This is a genomic window from Billgrantia endophytica (assembly GCF_002879615.1).
Taxonomy (GTDB): Bacteria; Pseudomonadota; Gammaproteobacteria; order Pseudomonadales; family Halomonadaceae; genus Halomonas; species Halomonas endophytica.
In genome coordinates this window covers 66,812-81,460 of record NZ_PNRF01000042.1, presented here as the reverse complement: position 1 = coordinate 81,460, position 14,649 = coordinate 66,812, and the positions used below count along the sequence as shown (strand labels likewise).

Genomic DNA, 14,649 nt, shown 5'->3' with positions numbered 1-14,649 from the left:
TGTCCTATAACTTCATGCCACAACTCCGTGTTCGGGCTGGTCGGCGGCGGCCGGCCGGCACCTTTAGACGTTCGACATACTGAAAGAGCGTACCCATGGCCGCTCCGCAAGCCCCTTAGCCAAGACGCCGATTGCGGAATCGCCGATCACGTAGTCGGTATTGATCGGGCCCGCCGACTTGAGCGCATCGTACTCCTTATCATCGTAGAAGATGGACAGCAGCAGGTCGTCGTCGGACTTGAACGGCCCGCGGCGCCGGCGCGCCCCTTCCAGCTGCGGCTCGATGTAGGCGCCGGTACGTCCCGTCACCGGCTCCTGGCCCCGGGTGATCCTGTCGAACAGATTGGGGGCGATCTCGCCCGGCACCGCACCGAAATAGCCGAGCACGTACTGGCGGATCTCGTCGGCGACAGCATCGTAGCGGTTCTTGCTGGTGATATTGAGAAAGGCCTGAGTAGCCACGTACTGCGCGAAGGGGCTCACGAGGATCGGATAACCCAGATCATGGCGCACGCGGCCGGCCTCTTCCAGCAACTCCTCCAGCCGGTGCTCCATGCCCATCCCGGCCAACTGGGCCTGCAGATTAGAGATCATCCCGCCGGGAACGTGGTGATGAAAATGAAACTCGTCGTATTCGCGGATCGTCCCGGTCGGTTTGCCCTCCTTCCAGGCGATGTAGCGCAGCTTGTCCGCGGCCTCCTCGATCTCAGCAAGCTCGACAGGAACCTCGAAGCCGGCGTGCCGCAGGTTGCGGGTGACGCTTTCGGTGGCGGGATGCGAGGCGCCGTTGGCCAGAGTGGAAGTGGCGGTATGCAGAACATCCGCGCCATACTGGGCGCAACGGAACAACACATAGGGCGCCAGCCCGGAAAGGCAGTGGCTGTGGATCCCCAAGGGCAGCCCGCCACAGGCCTGCTTGGCCGCGGGAATCAGTGTGGCCGCCCGCTCGGGGGTCAACAGACCGCTGGGGTCCTTGAGGTAAATGGCATCCGCACCGAGCTTGATCATTTCCTTGATCTTGCCGACGTAGTACCCGTCTGTATGCACCGGGCTCACCGTGTACACGAAACCGGCCGAGGTGTAGAGTCCGTTGGCCTTCGCGGCCTTGATGGGCACCTCGAGGTTGCGCACGTCGTTCAGGGCGTCATAGGTGGTGTGGTAAGTGATCCCGTTGGCCGCCATCCGCTCTGCGGTCAAGGCCACCACGTCATCTGCGAAGTACTTGAACGTGAACAAGCTTTGCCCGCGGTGATGGACGATCAGCGGGGTTTTCTTCACCCACTGACTGACGGTGCGCATCCGCTCCCAGGGGTCTTCGCGAAGAAAACGTACGGCGACGTCGAACACGGCGCCGCCCACCAGGTCGATGGCCTCGAAGCCGGCATTGTCGAGATTAGCGATGATGGGCTTCATCATTCCCGTGGTCATACGGGTCGCCCAGAGACACTGATGGGCATCCCTCAGCGTCACGTCGATCAGCTTAACTTGCTTGCGCCCAGTCATAGAGCCTCCCAATGTTATCGTCCACCCAGCGTGTGTACACGTCGCCGCTCTGGAACTCGGGCTGTTCCATAAGCAGCAGATAAAACGGCACGGTCGTGGCTACACCCTGCACCTGGAACGAGGCAAGCACTCTGCGCGAGCGTGCGAGCGCCTCCTCACGAGTCCTTCCGCCGACGATCAGCTTGCCGAGTAGGGAATCGTAGAAGGTCGGCACCACATACCAAGGGTAGACATGCGAGTCCAGGCGCACCGCCTTGCTCCGCGGGCAGTCCCATGTCGTCACCATTCCCGGCGAGGGCAGGAATCCGCGCGAGGCGTCTTCGGCGTTGATCCGCCACTCGATGGCGTGGGCCCATTCCCGCTCTGATTTCATCGCTTCCAGGTACTCACCGGAGGCGATGCGCAACTGCTCATAGACAATGTCCACACCGGTCACCATCTCCGTCACGGGATGCTCGACCTGGATACGGGTGTTCATCTCGATGAAGAAGAATCCGCCGTTCACCACGTCGTAGAGGAACTCCACGGTGCCCGCGTTCTCATAGTTCATGGTGCTGGTGAGAGCCACCGCCATGTCGCAGACTTCCTTGCGCTCGGCGTCGCTGAGCACCGGCGACGGGCTCTCCTCGATCAGTTTCTGGTGGCGTCGCTGTATAGTGCAGTCCCGCTCGCCCAGATGGATATGCTGCCCGTGGCGATCACTGAGCACCTGCACCTCGATGTGGCGCGCCTTGTCGAAATAGCGTTCCATGTAAACGGTGCCGTCACCGAAAGCCGCCTCGGCTTCGCGTGCCGCCTGGATGAACTCCCGCTCGAAATTCTCCGCCGCGCGGACCACCCGCATACCGCGCCCGCCCCCGCCGGCCACAGCCTTGAGCAGCAACGGAAAGCCGATCTCTTCCATCCGCGCGAACGCCTCCGGCAATTCCGCGAGGCCGTAGCCGCCCTCAGTGCCGGGCACCACGCGCACGCCTGCCCTAACCGCGGCCTGCCGAGCCTTCACCTTGTCGCCCATGAGGTCGATCATCTCGGCGCTGGGACCGATGAAAATGATACCCGCATCGGCACAGGCCCGGGCAAAACCGGCGTTTTCGGCGAGAAAGCCGTAACCCGGATGGATGGCATCGGCACCGGTCGCCTTGGCTGCGAGCAGCAGTCTGTCGCTGCGCAGATAACTCTCCGCGGAGGGCGGCGGCCCGATGCACACCGCATCGTCCGCGGCCCACACGTGCGGGGAGTTGCGGTCGGCCTCGGAGTAGACGGCGACGGATTCCATGCCCGCCTTGCGGCAGGCACGTATGATGCGGAGCGCGATCTCTCCGCGATTGGCAACAAGAACTCGTTTCATGCCAGTTCCTCTTCGGATCCGCTGATGATGTACAACCAACCAGCAGCGGGATCTATTCGATAACCATCAGTACGTCACCCTGCTGAACGCTTCCACCATCCGCGACCTGTATCGCCACCACACGCCCCGGAACCTTGGCATAGAGGGTGGAGAACAGCTTCATCACCTCGATCATGCCGAGTGGGTCACCGACTTTTACCTCCGCCCCCTCCTCGACGAACGGCGGCGCATCCGGGGAGGAACAGCGATAGAAGATGCCGCTCATCGGTGCGGCAACCGAATGTCCCGCAGCAGGCGCTGCGGACGCGACCGGGGGACAAGCGGCCTGCTCCGCGGGGGCGGACGCCGTGGCAGATGCGGCTTGTTGCGGCTCCGCGTGCCGGCACGGCAGCTCACGCTGCGGTGCGCGCGGTGTGACGCCGGCACCGTCGACCTTACGGCGCAGCAGCAGGTCCACGCCCTCCATCTGCAAGCTGAACTCTTCACAGGAGCTCTCCTCAAGGTGCTGCAGGACTTCCACGAGTTCCTTATGGGTTAGTGTCATTGCTCTTCGCCTTAGCTGTCTGAAATGAAAGACTCGATGGCTGGCCCTTACAGGATCTCCAGCACCAGGGCGATGCCCTGTCCCACGCCGATGCACATGGACACCAGCGCGTAGCGGCCGCCGCGCCGGCGCGCCTCGCGGATCGCCGTCAGCGCAAGACGCGGCCCGGAGGCACCGAGCGGGTGACCCAGCGCAATCGCACCGCCATTGGGGTTGACCCGATCATCGTCGGCCTTCAGACCCAGCGCCTTCACGCACGCCAGCACCTGCGCCGAAAAAGCCTCGTTGATCTCGATGACCGCCATATCGTCGAGGCCCAGGCTCGCCCGCTGCAGCGCCCGCTGCGCGGCGGGAACGGGTCCGATCCCCATGACCCGCGGCTCCACGCCAGCCACTGCGCTGGCGAGCACGCGGGCGATGGGCTTGTGGCCCAGCTGTTCGCCGGCCACCCGGCTGCCGAGGAGCAAGACCGCAGCGCCGTCGTTCATGCCACCGGCGTTGCCGGCCGTGGTGACCCCGCCGTGATTGAGCGCCGGCAGCGCCGCCAGCTTTTCTAAGGTGGTGCCGGGCCGGAAGCCCTCGTCCTCGCGCACCCGCGCTTCACCTCGCTTGCGACTTCCAGGGATGACCACTTCCATGATTTCGTCGTCGAAGAAGCCGGCCTTCAGCGCCTGGGCATAACGCCGCTGCGAGGCTTCAGCGAAGCGGTCCGCTGCCTCGCGGCTAATGTCGTATTCGACGGCCAGGTTGTCTGCGGTCTGCGGCATGGAATCCGCGCCGTACATTTCCGTGATACGCGGGTTCGGGAAGCGGGCCCCCACCGCCGAGTCGAAGGTGGTGAGGCGGGCGCTGAAGGCTTCCTCCGCCTTAGCGATCACGAAGGGGGCTCGGCTCATGCTCTCGACGCCGCCGGCGACGACCAGATCCGATTCGCCTGCGGTAATGGCGTGCGAGGCGGCGATCAGCGCTCCCAAACCGCTGCCGCAGTTACGCTGGATCACGGTACCGGGCACCTCGGTCGGGAAACCCGCGACCAGCGCTGCGTGGCGTGCCACGCAGCGACTGTCCTCGCCCGCCTGATTGGCGCAACCGACAATGATGTCATCGATGGAAGCCGGTTTGAGATCGCTGCGGCGGCTGAGCTCCTGGAGCGCCATGCCCAGCAGATCGTCCGGGCGTATATGGGCCAGACCACCACCGCGCTTGCCAAACGGCGTCCGGACTCCGGAGTAAATAAAGCAGTTCAACATGGTTGCCTCCGCCTCGTCAGAATACGTGTTCGCTCGCGTTGTTCGGTGCTGCCGTGACCAGCAGCCAGTCGACAGCAAGCGCCCCATCCGGGGTTGCGCGCACCGGGTTGATATCGAGCTCGGCCACGTTGCCGGCGTTAGCAATGCCGACCCGGGAGACGGCCGCGACCATGGCCGCCAAGGCCTGTTTGTCGATGGCGGGCCGGCCGCGCACCGGTCCGAGCAGAGGCGCGCCGCGCAAGCCGTCGATCATCCGCATGGCTTCGGCCTCGGAGACAGGCGCACGACGGAACGTGACATCTCGGGCGACTTCCAGGGCAACGCCGCCCATGCCGACCATGACGACGGGCCCGAAGATCGCGTCCTGTTGCAGGCCAATAACCATCTCCACCGCCTCGCTGCGATCCATCGCCTGGACCAGGACGCCACGGAGATCGGCACCGGGGCAACTGCGCGACACGTCGCTCATGATGCGCTCATAGGCCTCACGAACCGCTGCCTCGTCGCCCAGTCCGAGACGTATGCCGCCGACGTCGGTTTTATGCGTGACATCGGCGGACTCGACCTTCATCACCACCGGATAGCCGATGCGATGGGCAGCCTCCACCGCGGCCCGTTCGCTTGCGCAGAACTGCGTCTCTACCATGGGCACACCGCTGCGCCGGAGGAACTCGCAGGCCTCCAGCGACGGCACGACGCCGCTGACCGAGAAGCTGAGGCGCTCGCCGACGGGCTCGTCGGCCACGTCGCACTCGCCCAGCCAGTTGCGTCGTCGCTCCGCGTAACGCACGAGCTCGGCGGCGGCCGTTAGGGCCGCGCCGGCGCTGCGGAAGACCGAAAAACCTAGATCGCGCACCGCGTCGATCCCGTCCTTGGGCCCGGCGACCCAGCAAACGAGCAGGGGTTTATCAATGCCTTGCCGGATGTCCTTGAAGACTTCAACCAGGGTGTCCACGAACTCGTGCATGAGCTGGAACCACACCACACCAACATCCACGTTCGGATCACCCAATACCGTTTTGATGCTGTCGCGGAAGATTTCAGGCTCGGCGATGAACTGGGCGGTAATGTCGACTGGGTTGGCGACCGCTCCGAAGGCCGGCACGATCTCCTTGAGCCTGGCCGTCGTCTGCTTGCCCAGCGGCGCTACCTCGAGGCCGAGTTCTTCCGCCTTGTCGGCCATCAGGACGCCGGCGCCACCCGATTGGGTGATCAGGCCGACGCGCGGCCCGTCCGGTCGCACGCCCAGCGAAAGCACGTCCAGCACATCGAGCATATGCTCCTCGTCGGCGGCACGGATGACGCCGAACTGCGAGCAAACGCCGTCGAACACTGCGTCTTCGCCGGCCAAGGAGCCGGTATGGGAGGCCGCTGCGCGCGCGCCCGCCTGGGTCTTGCCGACTTTGGTGACCACCAGCGGCTTGTCCAGGCCCATGGCGTGCTCGGCCAGCTCGGCAAAGGCCTTGCCGTCCTTGAGACCTTCGACGTAGCCGGCGCCCACTCGGATACGTGGGTCGGCCAGCACGTCCGTCATGATCTCAGCGAAGCCCGAGCCGACCTCGTTGCCGGTATTGACGAAGTAGCCCAAGCCGAGATGGCGCTCCCTGGCGAGGGCAGCGATCGCGGTACCGAAGGCCCCTGACTGGGTGACGAAACCCACCGGGCCGGCGGATGTCTCGCCGTTGGCAAACTGGCTAAAGGTGGCCATCACATGCTCGAAGGCATTGATCAGACCGAGGCCGTTGGGTCCGCAAAGGGCCATACCATAGCGGCGAACGATCTGCCGAACGTCCTCCTCGAGCTCAGCCCCGGCCGGGCCAACCTCGGAGAAACCGGAACTGAACACCACCGCCGCCGGGGCTCCTTTCTCTCCGAGATCACGCAGACTGTCCGGCACCATCTTCGCCGGCACCGCGATCACCGCCAGGTCGGGCGCTTCGGGCAGCGAAGCCACATCCGGGTAGCACGGCAGTTCGCCTATATGATCGTAGGCGGGATTGATGGGATAGATGGCGCCCTTGTAGCCCTTATCGAGCAGGAACTTCAGCGGCCGACCATTAAGCTTGGCGAAGTTCTTCGAGGCGCCGACGATGGCAATCGAGCGGGGATTGAGCAGAGCTTCAAGTTTTCTCACGTTCGTTCCTCCAGACAGGCGGCACGTTCTTCGGGACGAGCGGCCCCGCATCGGCCACGGGCCGGTGTGCCACGAAAAAATGGTCGCGGCGCCGGCGCGCCGGCAGGTTTAGCCGGTGGTGGCCGAACGCTCGGGAGCAGGCGTCTACCCGCCGGGAGCGGCCCCGGCCGTCTCCGGGTCAAGGATCACCAGAAGGTCGCCGAACTGGGCGAAGTCACCCGCCTTCAGGCCAAGATCGAGTACGACGCCGCCAGCCGGTGCCGCTATGGGTTCGGTACGGCCATCGAGCCCGATGATCTCGCCAAGCCGATCGCCTTCCCGCACGGTGCGGCCAATCTCGAGTGCCTGCACGGGCTGGAAATAGCCGATCTGCTGTGCACGTACCAGAATGGTTGGCTCAAGCCGTGGGCGCGGCAACGACGGCTGGGCCCGTGCCTCCGGCGCTCGCGCGGGCTCAGCCAAGGCTGCCGCCTCCCGGCGCCAGCTGCCGAGACAGAGCCGCCTGTCGCCGAGGGTAAATTCCAAGTCCTCACCTTCGGCGCTGTCGATGATGGCGAGAATTTGGGCGACTTTCTCATAACTCAGGTTCATCAGAACACCTCATTCGAGCGCCCTTTCGGGCGCCCCTCTCTTGTCAAGCACTTTCACGCTCGGGAGGCGCGTAGCCGGATCCGGATGCCTTGCCCGATCGCGCACTCATCCAGCACCAACCCATCAGCACGAAGGTGCTGACGAACATGAAGATGTCGAGCGCCACTGGCCGCCCGTAGGTAGTCAGCGTCCAGTACCCGATAAGTGCGAGCATCAGGAACAGCCAGCGCTCCCATGACTTGAGACGCTTGAAGCAGTAGCCATACGCCGCGATTGCCAACGCTAACTGGGTCAGTAGAACCTCGATGATCGCCATGATGGCGCTCGCATCCACATCGGGAAACGCCAGTAGGCGCGGGTTGTAAATAAAGGCGAAGGGGATGATGAAGGTCGTGCCGGCTATCTTCATCGCGTCTATCGACGTGCTTCGGAAGGTCGTTCCGGCCAGTTTGGCCGCTGCCAGCACCGAGACTGCGACCGGTGGTGTCAGCGTCGAGAAAACCGCAAAGTAGAACACGAAGAAATGTGCTTGAAAGGCCGGGATACCCAATTCCTGTATGAAGGGCACCATAGCCAGAGAGGCCACCACATAGGCGATGGGGGTGGGCAGGCCCATGCCGAGAATGATGGACAATACCATGGCGGCGATCAGCATCAGCAACTGCGTGTCCGGTAGGACAGTCGCCAGGAGGCTCGCCAAGCGGCCCGACAGGTTGGTGGTTACCATTACCTGGCCCAGCGGGCCGATGGCGAGAATCAGCAGGGATAGAATGGTGGTGAGGTACATGCCTTCGCGCAGCGCCCCGCGCAGATCGCTCCACTTCGGCCGATACGGCCCCTGGAGCGCGAAAGCCAACACCAGTGCCGCCACCATGCCCACCAGCGCCGCATAGCCGGCCGAGCGGAAGCCCAGCAGCAGCCAGACCACCAGCGCCATCGGGATGATCAGAGTCGGCAGCATGCGCCAGATCAGCGCCGTCTCCACTTTTTCGTCCAGGCGCGGCAGTTCCTCGCGCAGCGCGTAGACGGTGACGGCCATACCGACGCCGACGATGTAAAGCAGCGCTGGGATGAGCGCGGCTAGCGCCACGGTGATGTAGGGCATACCGAGGAAGGAGGCAATCATGAAGCCGGCTAGACCGAGCACCGGTGGCATCAACTGTCCGACCGAAGACGAGGTAGCCTCGATGGCACCGGCCATGGATGGCGAATAACGATAACGCTTCATCATCGGGATGGTCATGCGCCCGGTGAGGGCGACGTTGGATACCGCCTGACCCATCACCGAGCCGATCACGCTGCTGCCGAGTATGGCCGGGAGTGCGGCGCCGCCGCGCACCCGTGTGCCGGCGGCCCGGCCGACCTCGATGATTAGGCGCAGCATACCCACCCCGAGCAGCGTCACGCCGAAATAGATGAGCAAGTAGATATCGTCGGCCGCCGTGGCGCTGAATTGGAAAAAGCCTTGATTGGTGCTCAACGCCACGTAGTTCATGATGAATTCCGTGCTGTAGCCGGTGTGACGCAGCAGCGGGATCGGAACCATGTCGCCGAAGAAGAAGTACAAGATGGCCGCGCCAGACAGACCGGCCAGCAACCAGCCCCAGTGCAGCCAGGTCAGCGCGATCATCGAATAGATGATCAGAAAGCCCATTTTCACGTCGGTTTCGCTAAAAAAGGGCGCGTTAAGTACGAGATACTCGACGTTCCAGAGGAAGTAGCCAAGCCCGATCAGACCCGAAACAGCTGCTGTAACCGCTACCAATATCTTGAAACCGCCCCACAGGACGCTGGCAGGAGGAATGGGTATATCGTCGCCTGTGGTCGCATTAGACTCGCCGCGGGCCACCGCGAACTGCTCACCGGTGTGGATCAGAGAGAGCAATCCGCCCATGGCGACGATGCCGAGCGCGAAGCTGACGTAAAACTCAGGGCCGTGGGATACCAGCCCGAATACGCCAAGGGCGATGTAGCCGACCAGCGCCATGCCGACCAGCCAGAGCATTCCCTCCAGCGCTGTGGAGAGCCCACGTGCTGAATAACCTGACCGTTTCATACAACCACCATTCGGAGGATAGTTAGGGGCCGCCCCCTAGGGCGGCCTGATTACGAATACTCTCCTGACGATCAGTCCTCCGGGTAGGTCACCGGCTCGTACTGCGCGGCCCGATCCCACCAGCCCAGCTCCTTATAGGCCCGAATAGCACCAGGGTGGGAGTTCTCCTCGGTCAGGCCAGCAACCATGTTATCGGGCGACCAGAAGCGCCAGATGCCCTGCCCGGCATCTCGCAGTCGCGGACCGTACTCGGCCACCGCCTTGACCATCTCGTAAGCAGCGTCTTCGGGGAAGTCGGGGTGCACCGCTTCGTAGATGCGATTTGCCGCGACCATGAACTCGCTCTCCTGATCGGGCAGAGTCCCCTCAGGCACATTGAGTTTGAGCAAGGTCATGCTGAACTTCTCGTTGATGGTGTCGATGGCCTCCTCGTCGATTGGCAGGTAACGGATCGTATTGCCGGAGGCGTCCATCCTGCTGGTCAGCGGGGCGGTCCACCAGGCGCTACCGTCAGCGTTGGTGATCAGCGCCATGAGGGTGGCATCGACGTTACCGTCGATGAGCTGCTGTGTCATGACCTCTGGCGTGACGTAGTTGATGCGGGTATTTTCCTCGGTAATGCCGTAAGCGTGCTCCAGGAACAGACTGGCGTGCATGCCCCAGTCGCTCTGGGTGGGCAGACCAATAGCCACACGCTTACCCTTGAGATCGGCGATGCTCTTGATATTGGGATCGAAGGTCACGAAGAACTTACCTTGCGCCACCAGACCCAACCCATAGAGCAGTTGGAAATTAATTGGGATCGGCTGAGGAATGAACTTTCTGAGTTCGTCGGAGCCGCCCTGGAAGGCGGCCTGGATCACCGTGTCCTCGGTGCCGAAGATGGTTCTATCCCAGTTCGACTCGTCCGCCATGGCTCGGATGTTGTACATGAAGCCGGGCGTTTCCTGAGATGCTGGAATAACCCCATGATTGCCCCGCGCCATCTGAGCGGATAGCGCCGTGACCGCCTCCGGATGTCCGCAGCCGAGCGGACAAGTCAGGACAGGGATTTGAGTCTGCGCCTGAGCGGAGACTGCGGCTCCCGTAGATAAAACCGCCATCGCGGTCGCCGCAACGACAGTGCTTATCTTCCTAGTGAAGCTGGCTTTTATCATTATCATGACGTCTCTCCTTTATTCCGGCACTTTTGCACCGGTTGGTATACGGCTCTTGGCACCGTTCTTGTTATTACTGGCCGTCCTGGATACGACTCACAGCAGGGTGCGGCCACCGTCTACAAACAGGGTCTGACCGGTGATAAAGCTACCGGCCGGGGAGGCCAGAAGCAGCAGTGCACCTAGCAGATCCCCGGGCCTGCCGTAGCGCCCCATCGGAATCTTGCCAAGCGCTTTGCGCCGACTTTCTTCGTCGGCGAGAAGCTGAACCTCCGTCAGCGGCGTTGGCGTCATCGCCGGGCCGATCGCATTGACAGTAATTCCGGACTCGGCCCACTCCAGCGCGAGAATTCGAACCAGTTGGGAAAGCGCGGCCTTGCTGGTGGAATAGGCTGCGTACTGCGGATTCACGACGCAGCTGGACACCGAGGCCAGATGGACGATGCGGCCTCCTTCCCGCCGTCGCATCGCTGCCGCGGCGGCGCGCGACAAGGCAAAAGCGCCCGTGACGTTCACCGCCAGGGTCCTTTCGAAATCGGTGATGTCCATCTCCATGGCCGGCGCGATGGCCGCGATGCCGGCGCTGTTCAGCACAACATCCAGCGCACCGAAGCTCGCCTCGGCCTGGGCCACGGCCGCGTGTACCCCATGATGATCGAGCAGGTCCAGGAACTGGAAACCGTGCCCGCTACCAGGCAGCTCCGCAACCGCCGCCTCGCCCTCGTCGACGAGCCGATCCGCCAGCACTACGTGGGCGCCGTGCGCCGCCAACTCGCCAGCTAGATAGCGGCCAAGGCCGCGGGCACCGCCTGCGACCAGGATCACTTTTCCCTCGACTGAGAACAGGTCAGCGTTCACGTCAGGCACCTACGGCAGCTTTGGTACCTACGGCAGCCTTGGCGCCGACGGGCGCCATGTGATGCATGCGGCGTGCCTCATCGATGGTCGCAACGTCGCGTCCCAGCTCACGGATGATGCGCACGGCGCGCTCGACCAACTGCGCGTTGCTCTCGGCCAGCTCGCCACGCCGGTAGAACACGGTATCTTCGAAGCCGGTGCGCATATTGCCGCCCATGCAGACGGCCATGGACGTTAGCGGCAGCTGCGAACGGCCGACGGAGACGATCTGCCAGCTCGAGTCTTCGGGGATGGCATCGAGCATCATCATCAGATAGCGCGGATCGGCGGGCATACCGCCGTTGATGCCCATCACGAAGCTGAAGTGCAGCGTCCCCTCAAGAATGCCCTCGTCGCGCAACTGCAGCATATTGGCGATGTGACTGATGTCGTAGACTTCGAGCTCGTTGACGATGCCGCGCTCTTTGCAAGCCGTGATGAAGTCGCGGTTCCAGGCCTTGGAGTTGTCGAACAGGAATTCTGCGTCCTTGTGCGCGAAGTGGAAGGTGCCGGCATTCACGGTGAGCATGTCCGGCACCACGTCCATATCCAGAAGCGCCATGCGCTGCTCCTGGGTAAACCCGCTCCACGTCCCGTCGCCCTCGCGACGTATGCCGATGCCATTGCCGACTTGGGTGATCATCCCCGGGCAGCGCTCCTTGATGCCGGCGATCACTCCCGAATAGATGGCGGGGTCCGCGGAAGTGCGGCCCTCCCTGTCGCGTACATGGATGTGAGCCACCGTCGCGCCCGCAGCAAAGCATTGCTCGAACGCAGCGATGATATCCTCCGGCTGTTCGGGAAGCGCAGAGTTCGCCTCTCGGCCATGCAGGCCGCCTGTGGTCGCGATGGTCAGGACAACTTTTTCATCCGGGTACATATTCGGTTGCATGTGTTCCTCCTTTTGTTTTGCCCGCCAAGCTCGTAAGACACCGTCGAGATAACGTATATCTCACGCATATGAGATATAAGAAATTAGTCTTTTTTAACCGGCCAATGCCAAATTTCAAACTGGTTCGGTATGAAGGGGCGAGAGTGTGTTTACCCGAACATCCCCTGTATAAGCTGGAATCTATTCGCTGCAGATTTACTGCAGGCTTCGATGCTTCGCTTAGGCTAGGTTCAAGGCTAGTGCAGCAGTAAACTTTAAGAAAATACCTTTTTCTGATTCACTACCAAGGACAAGCCTATGAACTTCTCGTTACGCGGCTTACGTTACTTCGTGACGACCGCCGAGGAAGGCAGTGTCACCGCTGCAGCACGGCGGCTATACGTCTCCCAACCATCGGTGTCCGCAGCAATATCCCATCTGGAAGAATCCATAGGCCAACAGCTGTTCGTCAGGAAGCGCTCGTCGGGTGTGATACTCACGCCTGTGGGACAGCACCTTCTGCCCGAGGCGAGGATGCTGCTTGCGCACGCGGAAGAGTTTCAGACCATAGCCAACGCCTTGGACGCCGAGCTCTCCGGCCGCCTCCGCATGGCCTGCTTCATCAATATGGCGCCTGCCTACTTCGCCTCCCTGCTGGCTGGTTTTCAGCACCGTTACCCCGACGTGCGAGTGGAGTTCGACGAGGGCGACCAGGCGGAAATCCTCGAAGGTGTGAGGGACGCCCGTTATGAGCTCGCGCTGACCTTCGATTTGTGCGAGCTTGACGAGTTCGAGATCACTTGGCTGGCGGAGATCTCGCCTCATGTGGTGCTCGCGCAAGACCATCCCATGGCCCGGCAACAACGGGTTTCGCTAAGGGAGATCGCACCGGAACCCCTTATCCTCATGGACATGCCGCATTCGCGCGACTACCTGTTGTCGCTGTTCAGAAGCCTAGGTATCAAGCCCAATCTGCGGTACTTGCCGAACTCATTCGAAATGGTGCGGTCGCTCACGGGCAACGGGCTGGGGTATGGGCTGCTCGGGCTGGTGCCAAAGACTTCCATGACCTATGACGGCACGATTGTGTGCACGCTCCCTGTCGAAGAAAAGGTCCAGCCGCTGCGAATCGCGGCGATACAGCTACCGCAAATGCCAACGCGGCGGGTGGCCCGCGCTTTCATCGATTACATGCGCGAATACTTCGCCGCGACGCTTCCGGCGAGCCCGGAAGGACGGTCTCAATGACCAAGTGCAACACCTGACCCACCAGGTACGGTGTTGCCATGACCCATTGCTACCGCCATCTCACTACTGAAGACCGAGCCGCCATCATGATGATGCGAGCCACTCACTCGGTCCGGGTCATCGCCAGCCATCTGAGACGTGCATCGAGTACCGTGTCGCGGGATGTAGCTTGGCGGCTGGCTAACGGTTGAACACGACCGTACGGTTGGCGTGCAGAAAGACACGGCGCTCCACATGCAGGGCTATCGCTCGAGCCAGAGTCAGGCACTCGATGTCGCGCCCCTTGGCTACCAGGTCTGCCGGGTAGTCGGTGTGGCCGACCGGCTCGACCCCCTGGCTGATGATCGGGCCCTCATCGAGGTCGTCGTTGATGTAGTGAGCGGTGGCACCGACCAGCTTGACCCCTTTGTCATAGGCCTGGTGGTAGGGTTTGGCGCCCTTGAAGCCCGGCAGCAGGGAATGGTGGATATTGATCGCACGGCCGCTGAGTTTCTTGCACATGTTGCTCGACAGCACCTGCATGTAGCGCGCCAGGATCACCAGTTCGGCACCGGTCTCCTCGACCACCCGCCATACCCTGGCTTCCTGCTCGGCCTTGGCCTCCGGCGTGATAGGGAAGTGGTGATAGGGAATCTCGTGCCAGGCCGCCAACGACTCCAGATCCGGGTGATTGGAAACGATGGCGCGGATGTCGATAGGCAACTGCCCTATGCGGTAACGGTAGAGCAGGTCGTTGAGGCAGTGGTCGGCCTTGGAAACCATGATGACCACCGGCATCCGCCGCCCCGGCGGGGTCAGCTCGAAGCTCATGTCGAACTCGGCGGCGCGCTCGGCAAAGCCGGCCTCGAAAGCCGCAGCGTCGAAGCCTTCCGCCTCGGGCCGGAATTCGGTGCGAATGAAGAAGCCCCCGCCGAGCCGGTCGTCGAAGGAGTGCTGCTCGGTGATATAGCAGCGGCTCTCCTTGAGGAAGCGCGTTACCACATCCACAGTGCCGAGCCGGCTCGCGCACTGGGCCGCCAGGATCCAGCGATTGTCGTTGTCTTGCATGAT

At 62.6% G+C, this 14,649-nt stretch carries 13 protein-coding genes; 2 read left to right on the top strand and 11 right to left on the bottom strand.

Annotated features, from left to right (window positions below):
- Positions 1-63 precede the first annotated feature (63 nt).
- The 10 genes from C1H69_RS20155 to C1H69_RS20110 form a co-directional block, all read right to left on the bottom strand.
- Entirely contained in the window at positions 64-1,503 is a 1,440-nt protein-coding gene (locus C1H69_RS20155; RefSeq protein ID WP_102655182.1) for a pyruvate carboxylase subunit B, read from the bottom strand.
- Positions 1,481-2,851 carry an acetyl-CoA carboxylase biotin carboxylase subunit gene (locus C1H69_RS20150; protein WP_102655181.1) on the bottom strand — a complete coding sequence of 457 codons (1,371 nt, stop codon included), beginning with the start codon at positions 2,849-2,851 and terminating at the stop codon, positions 1,481-1,483. Before C1H69_RS20150 ends, C1H69_RS20155 begins: the two co-directional genes overlap by 23 nt.
- A gap of 52 nt (positions 2,852-2,903) precedes the next feature.
- Positions 2,904-3,395, bottom strand: a complete 492-nt coding sequence (locus C1H69_RS20145) for an acetyl-CoA carboxylase (RefSeq protein ID WP_102655180.1) — start codon at positions 3,393-3,395, stop codon at positions 2,904-2,906.
- 47 nt (positions 3,396-3,442) lie between these two features.
- Positions 3,443-4,645 carry an acetyl-CoA C-acyltransferase gene (locus C1H69_RS20140; RefSeq protein ID WP_102655179.1) on the bottom strand — a complete coding sequence of 401 codons (1,203 nt, stop codon included), beginning with the start codon at positions 4,643-4,645 and terminating at the stop codon, positions 3,443-3,445.
- 16 nt (positions 4,646-4,661) lie between these two features.
- Positions 4,662-6,779, bottom strand: a complete 2,118-nt coding sequence (locus C1H69_RS20135; RefSeq protein WP_205738567.1) for an acetate--CoA ligase family protein — start codon at positions 6,777-6,779, stop codon at positions 4,662-4,664.
- 144 nt (positions 6,780-6,923) lie between these two features.
- The gene (locus C1H69_RS20130; RefSeq protein ID WP_102655177.1) at positions 6,924-7,370 is read right to left on the bottom strand and encodes a hypothetical protein; all 447 of its coding nucleotides are present in this window, start codon (positions 7,368-7,370) and stop codon (positions 6,924-6,926) included.
- A gap of 43 nt (positions 7,371-7,413) precedes the next feature.
- On the bottom strand, positions 7,414-9,426 hold the full coding sequence (locus tag C1H69_RS20125) for a TRAP transporter permease (protein ID WP_102655176.1): 2,013 nt from the start codon (positions 9,424-9,426) through the stop codon (positions 7,414-7,416).
- 71 nt (positions 9,427-9,497) lie between these two features.
- Positions 9,498-10,589: a TAXI family TRAP transporter solute-binding subunit gene (locus tag C1H69_RS20120; RefSeq protein WP_102655175.1), complete on the bottom strand. Its 1,092-nt coding sequence runs from the start codon at positions 10,587-10,589 to the stop codon at positions 9,498-9,500.
- Positions 10,590-10,679: 90 nt separating this feature from the next.
- A complete protein-coding gene (locus C1H69_RS20115; protein ID WP_165789549.1) occupies positions 10,680-11,441 on the bottom strand; it encodes an SDR family NAD(P)-dependent oxidoreductase in 762 nt (253 codons plus the stop codon).
- Position 11,442: 1 nt separating this feature from the next.
- A complete protein-coding gene (locus C1H69_RS20110) occupies positions 11,443-12,372 on the bottom strand; it encodes a beta-keto acid cleavage family enzyme (protein WP_102655173.1) in 930 nt (309 codons plus the stop codon).
- Between the two features lie 297 nt (positions 12,373-12,669).
- On the opposite strand from C1H69_RS20110, the gene C1H69_RS20105 reads away from it, so the two are divergent.
- Both C1H69_RS20105 and C1H69_RS24480 read left to right on the top strand, forming a co-directional pair.
- Positions 12,670-13,599 (top strand): LysR family transcriptional regulator, encoded by a 930-nt coding sequence (locus C1H69_RS20105; RefSeq protein ID WP_102655172.1) that lies wholly within the window; start codon positions 12,670-12,672, stop codon positions 13,597-13,599.
- Positions 13,600-13,637: 38 nt separating this feature from the next.
- The gene (locus C1H69_RS24480) at positions 13,638-13,790 is read left to right on the top strand and encodes a helix-turn-helix domain-containing protein (RefSeq protein ID WP_276308783.1); all 153 of its coding nucleotides are present in this window, start codon (positions 13,638-13,640) and stop codon (positions 13,788-13,790) included.
- Here C1H69_RS24480 and purU read toward each other — a convergent pair.
- Entirely contained in the window at positions 13,780-14,646 is an 867-nt protein-coding gene (gene purU, locus C1H69_RS20095; RefSeq protein ID WP_102655171.1) for a formyltetrahydrofolate deformylase, read from the bottom strand. The two genes, C1H69_RS24480 and purU, sit on opposite strands and share 11 nt — an antisense overlap.
- Positions 14,647-14,649: the final 3 nt, after the last annotated feature.

Coding starts and splice junctions, on each gene's coding strand:
- C1H69_RS20140 (WP_102655179.1), bottom strand. CDS start 4,645: ATGTTGAACTGCTTTATTTACTCCGGAGTCCGGACGCCGTTTGGCAAG.
- C1H69_RS20120 (WP_102655175.1), bottom strand. CDS start 10,589: ATGATAATGATAAAAGCCAGCTTCACTAGGAAGATAAGCACTGTCGTT.
- purU (WP_102655171.1), bottom strand. CDS start 14,646: ATGCAAGACAACGACAATCGCTGGATCCTGGCGGCCCAGTGCGCGAGC.
- C1H69_RS20125 (WP_102655176.1), bottom strand. CDS start 9,426: ATGAAACGGTCAGGTTATTCAGCACGTGGGCTCTCCACAGCGCTGGAG.
- C1H69_RS20110 (WP_102655173.1), bottom strand. CDS start 12,372: ATGCAACCGAATATGTACCCGGATGAAAAAGTTGTCCTGACCATCGCG.
- C1H69_RS20155 (WP_102655182.1), bottom strand. CDS start 1,503: ATGACTGGGCGCAAGCAAGTTAAGCTGATCGACGTGACGCTGAGGGAT.
- C1H69_RS24480 (WP_276308783.1), top strand. CDS start 13,638: ATGACCCATTGCTACCGCCATCTCACTACTGAAGACCGAGCCGCCATC.
- C1H69_RS20105 (WP_102655172.1), top strand. CDS start 12,670: ATGAACTTCTCGTTACGCGGCTTACGTTACTTCGTGACGACCGCCGAG.
- C1H69_RS20145 (WP_102655180.1), bottom strand. CDS start 3,395: ATGACACTAACCCATAAGGAACTCGTGGAAGTCCTGCAGCACCTTGAG.
- C1H69_RS20130 (WP_102655177.1), bottom strand. CDS start 7,370: ATGAACCTGAGTTATGAGAAAGTCGCCCAAATTCTCGCCATCATCGAC.
- C1H69_RS20150 (WP_102655181.1), bottom strand. CDS start 2,851: ATGAAACGAGTTCTTGTTGCCAATCGCGGAGAGATCGCGCTCCGCATC.